7 protein-coding genes and 1 tRNA gene are annotated in these 7,289 nt (G+C 62.1%); 6 read left to right on the top strand and 2 right to left on the bottom strand.

Annotated features, from left to right (window positions below):
- Nucleotides 1-1,089, top strand: a 1,089-nt coding sequence (locus KIP88_RS17125; RefSeq protein ID WP_214489087.1) for a restriction endonuclease, incomplete at its 5' end; no start/stop codon positions are given.
- Between the two features lie 84 nt (nt 1,090-1,173).
- Here the strand turns inward: KIP88_RS17125 and KIP88_RS17120 are convergent.
- Nucleotides 1,174-1,250, bottom strand: a tRNA-Arg gene (locus tag KIP88_RS17120).
- 278 nt (nt 1,251-1,528) lie between these two features.
- Nucleotides 1,529-3,004: a HAMP domain-containing sensor histidine kinase gene (locus tag KIP88_RS17115; RefSeq protein ID WP_308163589.1), complete on the bottom strand. Its 1,476-nt coding sequence runs from the start codon at nt 3,002-3,004 to the stop codon at nt 1,529-1,531.
- Between the two features lie 413 nt (nt 3,005-3,417).
- Between KIP88_RS17115 and rpmH the strand changes: the two genes are divergently transcribed.
- The 5 genes from rpmH to KIP88_RS17090 all read left to right on the top strand — a co-directional run bounded on the left by rpmH (nt 3,418) and on the right by KIP88_RS17090 (nt 7,116).
- Nucleotides 3,418-3,552 (top strand): 50S ribosomal protein L34, encoded by a 135-nt coding sequence (gene rpmH, locus KIP88_RS17110; protein WP_008542748.1) that lies wholly within the window; start codon nt 3,418-3,420, stop codon nt 3,550-3,552.
- Between the two features lie 25 nt (nt 3,553-3,577).
- Entirely contained in the window at nt 3,578-4,009 is a 432-nt protein-coding gene (rnpA, locus tag KIP88_RS17105; RefSeq protein ID WP_214489086.1) for a ribonuclease P protein component, read from the top strand.
- Between the two features lie 20 nt (nt 4,010-4,029).
- Nucleotides 4,030-5,928: a membrane protein insertase YidC gene (gene yidC / locus KIP88_RS17100; RefSeq protein ID WP_214489085.1), complete on the top strand. Its 1,899-nt coding sequence runs from the start codon at nt 4,030-4,032 to the stop codon at nt 5,926-5,928.
- A 166-nt stretch (nt 5,929-6,094) separates the two neighbouring features.
- Complete coding sequence (gene yihA, locus KIP88_RS17095; RefSeq protein WP_214489084.1) at nt 6,095-6,745, top strand: ribosome biogenesis GTP-binding protein YihA/YsxC; 651 nt, start codon at nt 6,095-6,097, stop codon at nt 6,743-6,745.
- On the top strand, nt 6,745-7,116 hold the full coding sequence (locus tag KIP88_RS17090; RefSeq protein ID WP_214489083.1) for a DUF423 domain-containing protein: 372 nt from the start codon (nt 6,745-6,747) through the stop codon (nt 7,114-7,116). Before yihA ends, KIP88_RS17090 begins: the two co-directional genes overlap by 1 nt.
- Nucleotides 7,117-7,289 lie beyond the last annotated feature (173 nt).

Raw genomic sequence — 7,289 nt, 5'->3', positions numbered from 1 at the left:
CCACGAGCGGACGTTCTGTTTTCACCCGATGTTTGGTCTAGTGAAATGGGCACAAGGCCTGTGGTAGACAATCCTATGGACAGGGGTACGGCACGGCGCAAACAGAAGAGAAGGACCGAGAAGCATTTGATGAAGGCCGGGCGCGCATTCGAGTCCGTTGTCGCTGATATTGTGCGCGAGTTTGACAGCACTCCGCACATCGAAACGAATGTCATAGTAGATGGGCCGGACGGACGTCGGGAAATCGACGTTCGGATCGATGGCCCGGTCAGCGGAATAGGCCGAAAGGCATTCATCGAATGCAAGGATTACAATCCCGAAAGGGGGCCACTCGGAATAGCAGTAGTTGACGCCCTCGAGTCGAAGCGGCGGGATTTGAACTATGATTTGTGCGCCCTCTGCAGCAACGCTGGATTTACCGCCGATGCGGTCCGCAAGGCGGCGCGCACCGGAATTGCGCTGTTTGGCGCGCTCAAAGACGGCGACGAGCGGATAAAATACCGAGTTCTTGACGAGATTTTCGTGCTGAAAATCGACGTCGAAAATGTGAGCGCTAGCGTCACACTAGATGCCAATTTCAGACTGATCGACCTTGACCTGATGCGTCTCCAGTTTGGCGGCCTGAAGGTGCAGGCTTGGCTGGTTGATCGCGTGCATAAGCATCTGATGTCAATGGGGGAAAATGGCAAAGGACAGCATCGGCTCACTCTTCAGTTCTCTAGTTCAGTTCCCTGCGAGTACGATAGTGAACCGGTCGGCCTGCGCCAATTGTCCGTCGACATGTACGTCGTCGCGCAGTGGCACTCGCAGATTGTTGAGCATGCTACGACGTCGGGATTTTATGATTGGGCACGACGAAAAATCAGAATGGCCTCCGGGCCACAAACGATGTCCTACAGAAACGTCAACCTTGACGGCGCAGGTAAGCCGATCGATGCTCCCAATTGGGACTTTGGAGAGCAAGACGACGGAGTGTCTGTCCGACTTATGAGTATCGGAGGTGTTCCTGCTGCATTAGGAGAAAAGCCTGACTTGGATCCCTATGTTGACGAAGACAAGACGCTCACCCCATTTGGAATGAAACTCTAGACCCACTTACATCGGCCGGTCCGACGTCCGCTTCGGGCTAGTAGCGGACCTTGTGCCCAGTTTTGTTCTGGAATGGTGAAGTTTTGGCGCGCCCGAAGAGATTCGAACTCCTGACCCCCAGATTCGTAGTCTGGTGCTCTATCCAGCTGAGCTACGGGCGCGTTTTCGCTTGTGCATTTGGGCCTTAAGGGGCCCGGATGCGTCCGAATAAGGTCCGGACGGTCGCGAAAGAGCGCTTTAGCTACCCGCTCCGGCCTCGCTTTGCAAGGTCTCGGAAGGCAGGTTCTGCCCGACGAATCCGAGGCAGTTAATTCAACGTCATTCCGGAACGGATGGTAGCGGGGAGGTGGAATCTCCCTGTAATCACATCGAGATTCCGGGTTCGATACTTTGGATCGCCCTCAGATGTGCAATTGCCCATCGGGGAATGACGTGGAAATTACGCCCGCGCCCGTTCGTTGCGGACGCTCTGCAGTTCCACCGGGCGGTCGGGAATCGAGACCCGGAAGGTGGCGCCGATGGTGCCTTCGACCAGATGGATGTCGCCGCCATGGGCGCGGACCAGTTCGGCGGCGATCGCGAGCCCGAGCCCGCTACCGCCGGGGCGGCCGGAGGTCTGGAACGCCTCGAACAGATGCTCGCGCGCCTTCGCCGGCACGCCGGGGCCGGTGTCGGAAACCTCGATGATCGCGACCGAGCCTTCGCGGCGGCCGGTGATGCGGATCTGCAAGGTCGCGGCATCGCCCTTGGCGCTTTCCAGCGCCTGGGCGGCGTTGCGCACCAGGTTGAGGAGCACGCGAAACAACTGGTCCGGATCGGCGTCGATCGAGAGGGAGCGCTCGATCGCGCTGATCCAGGTGATAGAGGCGTCGGCGGCAAGGCCTGCGGATTCGCGCACCTCGGTCACCACGGGCTCGACCAGGATCATCCGGCGGTCGGGCTCGGCCTCCTGGGCGCGGCCATAGGAAAGCGTCGACTGGCAGAAATCGATGGCGCGCTCCAGCGAGCGCATCAGTTTCGGCGCAAAGCGCTGCACCCGCGGATCCGGCACGCTGGCGAGCTGGTCCGACAGCAATTGCGAGGACGCCAGGAGATTGCGCAGATCGTGGTTGATCTTCGACACGGCGAGGCCGAGCGCGGCGAGCCGGCTCTTCTGCGAGAGCATCGAGACGAGGTCGCGCTGCATGTCGGACAATTCGCGCTCGGCAACGCCGATCTCGTCGCCGCGCTGGCTCGGCACGATGATGCGCGCCGCACTTTCCGGGTTTTCGTGGAAGCCGACGAGATTTGCAGTCAGCCGCCGCATTGGCCGCACAAACAGAAAATGCAACGCGAGGTAGACCAGCCCCGCGGCGAGCATTGCGATCCCCAGCGAGACCAGCAGCAAATTGCGGGAAAAGCGGTACATCGCCAACCGCAACGGCTTTTCATCGACCACCACCTCGATGAATTGCGCGCCGCCGGGCGCGGGCCCGACCACACGGATGGTCTGGTTGCCGGTCTCCAACATGATCTCAAAGGACTCGACGATCGCGGACCACACCGTCAGGGTCCGCATGTCGATATCGCGGTCGATCGCCGCCGGCAGGTCGGCGCTGGCGAGCAGCCGGCGCTGCTGTCCCATCTTGATGGCGACCGCGCGGGCGCCGACGCTGGTCAGGATCTGCCGCGCCAGCGAATCCGGCACCATGCCGAGCGGCGCGGCATCCAGCACCAGGGCGGCGGTGTTGGCCGCCGCGAGGCGGTCGTTCAGCCGGTTGGTCCAGAAATTCGCGATCGAAGGCACATAGATCATCAGGAGTGCGATCATCACCAAGGGGATGGTGAGCAGCAAAAGCTTGCCTGACAAGCCGAGCCGACGCGAGCCCGGGGGCCGCGGCGCTTGAGGGGTCGACTGGTCGTCGGTCGCTGACACGAATATCCGCCTTGATATCGCTGTGTTGGAGCCCGCCGGACACAGGGCCGACGCTGGTCCTGACCCGTACACTGCTTCCGAGGATGCGTTTGGGCCACCGTGCGGTCAAATTACCGATCGCTAATGTCCTGGTGTTCCGATGGGTCCGGGCACGCCGCCGTCTCGCCCCTAAAAACCCCGCGAAAACAGATATATTCGCCCCAATTGCGACGTTTCAAAGAACAGCTGCCGGGGCAACCCCCGACATTGACGAAAACAGGTCGCTCCCGTATAAGCCGCGCCAACTGTCCGCGATGGCCCGGTTCCACCGGGGGCGGCTCGTTTGGGCCGTAACTGGCCCTTTTTCGGGCCGGCCCGCATCACCGGACGCATCAATCCAACAGGCAAATTGCCCGGTCAGCGGAGAACTACCCGTGAAGCGGACTTATCAACCCAGCAAACTGGTGCGCAAGCGCCGTCACGGCTTCCGCGCCCGTCTCGCCACCGCCGGCGGCCGCAAGGTTCTCGCCGCTCGCCGTGCGCGTGGCCGCAAGCGTCTGAGCGCCTGAGCCGGATCTTCCGGAGATTTCATTCATGGATCGGCTGAGGCAGCGGGCGGACTTTCTCGCCGTTGCCAATGGCACGCGGGCGAACAGCGCTGCCTTCGTGGTGCAGGGCCGCTCCCGCGACGATGACGGCCCGATCCGGATCGGTTTCACCGTTACCAAAAAGAACGGTACCGCCACCGAGCGCAATCGCATCCGGCGCCGGCTTCGCGAACTCGTGAAGCGGCTGGACGTCATATCCATGCGACCACACCATGATTATGTGCTGGTAGGTCGCCGGGCCGCGCTCACCCGCGACTTCGCAACCATGCTCGACGATCTCCGTTCGGCGCTGCATCGCCTCGACCGGCAGCCGAAACCACAGAGCGGCACCAAAGCGTTTTCGAGCGAAGTGGATACCGGTTCGCGTCAAGAAAACGCGTCAAAACAAAACGGCGGCGCGAGCCGCACCCCGAATTGAATGGCGAGACCTCAAAAACGATGACCGATAATCGCAACACCATCCTCGCCGTCATTCTGTCCGGCCTTGTGCTGATCGCCTGGCAGTATTTCTACAACATGCCGCAGATGGAGCGGCAGCGCCTGCAAACCCAGACCCAGGCCGAGCTCGCCAAGTCGTCGCCGCAGACGACCACCCCCGGCTCCACCACCCCGCAACCGGGCGCGACGCCTTCCGCCACCACGCCAGCCGGCCAGCCGGGCGCGGCTCAGCCGGTCGTCAGCCGTGACGCCGCCATTGCGGCCTCGCCCCGCATCAAGATCGAAACGCCGCGGCTTTCCGGCAGCATCGCGCTGAAGGGCGCGCGCATCGACGACCTGTCGCTGGAGAAGTTCCGCGACACCGTCGATCCGAAGTCGCCCGCAATCGTGCTGTTCTCGCCTTCGAACACGGCTCATCCCTATTATGCCGAGTTCGGCTGGGTCGCCGCCTCGGGCTCGACGGCGCGGCTTCCCGACCGCGATACGGTGTGGCAGCAGGAGGGCTCGGGCCCGCTGTCGACGAGCAACCCGGTGATGCTGAAATGGGACAATGGCGAGGGTCTCACCTTCCGCCGCACCATTGCGATCGACGACCGCTATCTCTTCACCGTCAAGGACGACGTCGTCAACGTCGGCAGTGCGCCGGTCACGCTCTATCCGTTCGCCCTTATCTCTCGCCACGGCACGCCGGAGGTCTCGGGCTACTACATCCTTCATGAAGGCCTGATCGGCTATCTCGGTGAAAAAGGCCTGCAGGAGCACGGCTACAAGGCCGTCGCCGAGGCGCCTGTTCTGGGCAATGGCGGGCGTGGTTTTGAGTTCAATGTAACGAACGGCTGGCTCGGCATCACCGACAAATATTGGGCCGCAGCGCTGTTGCCCGAGACGACGGCACGCCTCAAGGCCCGCTTTCTCGCCGAACCGGGCGCCAAGGTTCGGTATCAGGCCGATTACCTGCAGGATCCGCAGACCATTGCGATCGGCGGCACCGGCAGCGCCAATGCGCGGCTGTTTGCGGGGGCCAAGGAAGCCGGCGTCGTCGGCATCAATTTCCCGTTCGCCGGCCATGGCGGCTACAACCAGCAACTCGGGCTGAACCATTTCGACCTGCTGATCGATTGGGGCTGGTTCTACTTCATCACCAAGCCGATGTTCCTGTTGCTCGACTATTTCTTCCATCTGTTCGGCAATTTCGGCGTCTCCATTCTGCTGGTGACCGTGCTGATCAAGCTGGTGTTCTTCCCGCTCGCCAACAAATCCTACGCCTCGATGGCGAAGATGAAGTCGGTGCAGCCGCAACTGGCGGCGCTGAAGGAGCGTTATCCCGACGACCGCCAGAAGCAGCAGCAGGAGATGATGGAGATCTACCGCAAGGAGAAGATCAACCCGATCGCCGGTTGTCTTCCCATCGCGCTGCAGATCCCGGTGTTCTTCTCGCTCTACAAGGTGCTGTTCGTCACCATCGAAATGCGCCACGCGCCGTTCTACGGCTGGATCAAGGATCTCTCGGCGCACGACCCGACCACGATTTTCAACCTGTTCGGGCTGATCCCGTGGGATCCGATGATGCTGGGACCGGTGGTCGGTCCATACCTGATGCTCGGCGTCTGGCCGATCATCATGGGCATCACGATGTGGTTCCAGATGAAGCTGAACCCGACGCCGCCGGATCCGACCCAGAAGATGATCTTCGACTGGATGCCGCTGATCTTCACCTTCATGCTGGCCTCGTTCCCGGCAGGACTCGTGATCTACTGGGCCTGGAACAACCTGCTCTCGGTGCTGCAGCAGAGCTACATCATGCGCAAGAACGGCGTGAAGGTGGAGCTGTTCGACAACATCAAGTCGACGTTTCAAAAAAAAAGCCTAAAGACTGAGACTAAGAACTCGACCGTTTAGTCACAATTCCATCGAGGACGTTATGCCCGGGCAAAAGCGCGAAGCGCAAATGTCCCGGGCATCCACGTTTTAGGACTGCGAAAAGAAAGACGTGGATGGCCGGGACATCTAGCGCGAAGACGCGCTTCAAGCCTTTGCCCGGCCATGCAATGGAAAGAACCTTCGCATGACCGCCGAGACTGATGCGAAGCTGATCGAAGAGGGCCGAAAACTCTTCGCCGGCGAATGGAAGTTCGTCTGGGCCTCGCCCTCGATCGAGACGCTGCCGCCGATGGCGGGCATGGAAGTGGCGTTTGCCGGCCGCTCCAATGTCGGCAAATCGAGCCTGATCAATGCGCTCACCGGCCGCAACGCGCTGGCGCGCACCTCGCATACGCCGGGCCGCACCCAGGAGCTGATCTTCTTCGACGGCCCCGACCGCGCGGGACTGCGGCTGGTCGACATGCCCGGCTATGGCTACGCCTCGGCGCCAAAAACCCAGGTCGCGTCCTGGACCAAGCTGATCCATCAGTTCCTGCAGGGACGCGCCACGCTGGCGCGGGTCTATGTGCTGATCGACGCGCGCCACGGCATCAAGGATGTCGACCAGGACGTGCTGAAGACGCTGGACAAGTCCGCCGTGAGCTATCAGGTGGTGCTGACCAAGGCGGACCAGGTGAAGAAGGCAGAACTCGAAAAGACCATCGCCGAGACCATTACGGCACTCGCCAAGCACCCGGCCGCGTTTCCGGAAGTGCTGGTGACATCCTCGCGCTCCGGCGCTGGCATGCCGGAATTGCGCGCCGCGATGGTGCGCCTGTTGAGTGAGCGCGCCTGATGAACCGCACGGGCCGTATCCTGATCGTGGTGGCCGCCATCATGGGCGCCGACGGCGTCATGCTGGCGGCGGCCTCCGCCCATGGCGCGGACGCGTCGCGGCTGGCCTCGGCGTCGTCGATGCTGCTGTTTCACGCCAGCGCGGTATTGGGTGCCGTCGCGCTGGCGGAGCGTGGGATTGTCCATGGCCGCATCGGCATCGTGGCCGCCTTCGGCTTCGTGATTGCGGCAGGCCTGTTCGCCGGCGACCTGACATTGCGGCACTATGCGGGGCGAGGCTTGTTTCCGATGGCCGCGCCGACGGGTGGGACGCTGTTGATTGTGAGCTGGCTGGCGCTGGCGGTAGGGGCGGCCTGGCCGAAGCGAGGGTAAAATTCCGTAGCCCGGATGGAGCGAAGCGCAATCCGGGAAAACTGCATCGTTGGTGGGAGCGGCCCCGGATTTCGCTTCGCTGCATCCGGGCTACACCTGCGTCCAGAGCGCAAGCCTCCGCAATTCCCCCACTTTGCGCCCTGCCCGCCAATCGGATAGAACCCGGCCCGACA

The sequence above is a fragment of the Bradyrhizobium sp. SRL28 genome (genome assembly GCF_018596315.1).
Classification (GTDB): Bacteria; Pseudomonadota; Alphaproteobacteria; order Rhizobiales; family Xanthobacteraceae; genus Bradyrhizobium.
Note: the sequence above shows the minus strand (reverse complement) of the source record. Positions and strands in the feature narration are given on the sequence as shown.